This is a genomic window from Hymenobacter elongatus (assembly GCF_004745955.1).
Lineage (GTDB): Bacteria > Bacteroidota > Bacteroidia > Cytophagales > Hymenobacteraceae > Hymenobacter > Hymenobacter elongatus.
Window position 1 is genome coordinate 1 of sequence record NZ_SRLD01000103.1, and the last position, 1,218, is coordinate 1,218.

1 protein-coding gene and 1 pseudogene are annotated in these 1,218 nt (G+C 63.4%); both read left to right on the top strand.

The features are described 5' to 3' along the window. Positions 1-250 (top strand): annotated as a pseudogene (locus E5J99_RS20910) (hypothetical protein); the annotation flags it as partial. A gap of 26 nt (positions 251-276) precedes the next feature. Next, positions 277-1,209 carry a hypothetical protein gene (locus tag E5J99_RS20915; protein ID WP_135499745.1) on the top strand — a complete coding sequence of 311 codons (933 nt, stop codon included), beginning with the start codon at positions 277-279 and terminating at the stop codon, positions 1,207-1,209. Positions 1,210-1,218 lie beyond the last annotated feature (9 nt).

A 1,218-nucleotide genomic window follows, 5' to 3' on the forward strand; every position in this document is an offset into this window, starting at 1 on the left:
GATATCTTTGAAGGAGACCATTGCCCCCCTTGTGATGATGACCAAAGCGGACTACCTAGCCCTGGCTGAAACGCGTTTCGAGGCGCTCTGCGCCTTAGAGCGGCACGCCGACTTCTACACGTTTGAGAAAGAATTTGACCAGGTCTGGACCGGATTGGGCCGGCAGGTGCTGGAGCAGACGGTCGGGCCGGTGCCGGCCGACAAGCGAAAAAAAACGGCATCCGCAGCCGCTACGGCAAGATTGAAGTAGCCGTTAGCCACGCTTTCAGCCGGCCCGTGCTCGGCAGCCGCACCAGCCCCTACCTGCAAGAGAAGCTGGCCTTGCTCAGCACGTTGACCGTTTTTGGCCAGGTGCCCGAGTTGGTCGAGCAGGTGCTGGGCCTGCGCGTCAACCAGAGCCAGGTGTACCGGCAGTGCCAGCGTATCGCCGATGGGCTCGACGAGCAGCACCTGAGTACGCCCTCCCCCGCGCTGGCCGGGCAGCAAGCGCAGGCCCCGGGCCTGGTTTATGGGATGGTGGACGGCAGTATGCTTTTTACCGACCACGGCTGGCAGGAAACCAAACTCGGCCGCGTGTTCGCCGCGGACCTGCCCGCTGACCTGTCCGCTGATACATCTGCGGGGCCGCAAGCGTCGGAGTACGTGGCCCATCGGGGCTGCTATACGGGCTTCACGCCTCACTTTGAGCGCCTGTTGCCGCCCGACAGCCCGGTGCGAAAGGTCTTTATCACGGACGGGGCTGCCTGGATTGGTCAGTGGCTCTCTACGAGTTACCCCGACGCTACCCTCATCCTCGACTACTACCACGTGGTCGAGAAACTGGCCGCCGTGGCCCGCCAACTGCCGCAAGGCGACACTTGGCTAGCCCGGCAACAGCAGCACCTGCTTTGCGACGAGAGCGAACGGGTCGAAGCCCACGTGGCCGGGCTGCGGCAGCTACCCGCGGCGGACCGGCAGTGCCTGGGGAGCTACCTGCGGGCCAATCACTACCGCATGCGCTATGGCTCCTATCAGGCCGACGGCCTGCTCATCGGCAGCGGCCCGATTGAGGCCGCGCACCGCAGTGTGCTGCAAGTACGCATGAAACGCTCCGGCCAGCGCTGGGCCAACCACGGTTGCGACCATCTGCTACGGCTACGCGTAGCCTACAAAAGCCGAAAGTTCGACCTCGTCACCCAACTACTCAAAAGCAGCCAAGCGAAGATTTGAATTACACCC